This window comes from Psychrobacter sp. FME13, assembly GCF_014861395.1.
In the GTDB taxonomy this organism is placed as follows: domain Bacteria; phylum Pseudomonadota; class Gammaproteobacteria; order Pseudomonadales; family Moraxellaceae; genus Psychrobacter.
Window position 1 is genome coordinate 1 of the sequence record NZ_RRYV01000373.1, and the last position, 593, is coordinate 593.

General features: G+C 44.7%; 1 protein-coding gene. It reads left to right on the forward strand.

Annotated elements, in window-relative coordinates:
* A partial coding sequence (locus EI164_RS16650; RefSeq protein ID WP_192521064.1) for an IS3 family transposase occupies positions 1-593 on the forward strand: 593 nt, incomplete at both ends.

Here is a 593-nt window from a genome sequence, read left to right on the forward strand (position 1 = left end):
AAGCGTTCACAGCGTAGTCAGCATGACGATTTCTATCTTAATGAGATTAAACGTATCTGGCAGGACAGCAAGTGCCGTTATGGTACTCGTAAAGTCTGGCAACAGTTGAAAGCAGAGGGTATACATCCTGCACGCTGCACTGTAGAGCGTTTAATGCGTCAGCATGGCATGCAGGGTATTTGGCGAGGTAAAGGTAAGATAACGACTAAGTCTCGTGACGATCAAAAGCGTGCTGATGATTTGGTTAATCGTAACTTTAATGCCCATCGCCCTAACCAACTATGGGTTGCTGATTTTACCTATATAAAGACACTGAGTGGTTGGGTCTATACCGCCTTTATCATTGATGTATTTGCTCGCGCTATTGTGGGCTGGAAAGTCTCTAATCGGATGAACACTGATATGGTGATGGCAGCACTAAACCAAGCCATTGCAGACAGAAACCATCCTAAAGATGTCATTCATCATAGTGATCGCGGCGTTCAGTACTTATCAATTCGCTATACTGATAAGATGGCTGATTCTGGCGTCATTGCATCTGTTGGCACGACAGGTGATTCATACGATAATGCGTTGGCTGAAACGGTTAACGG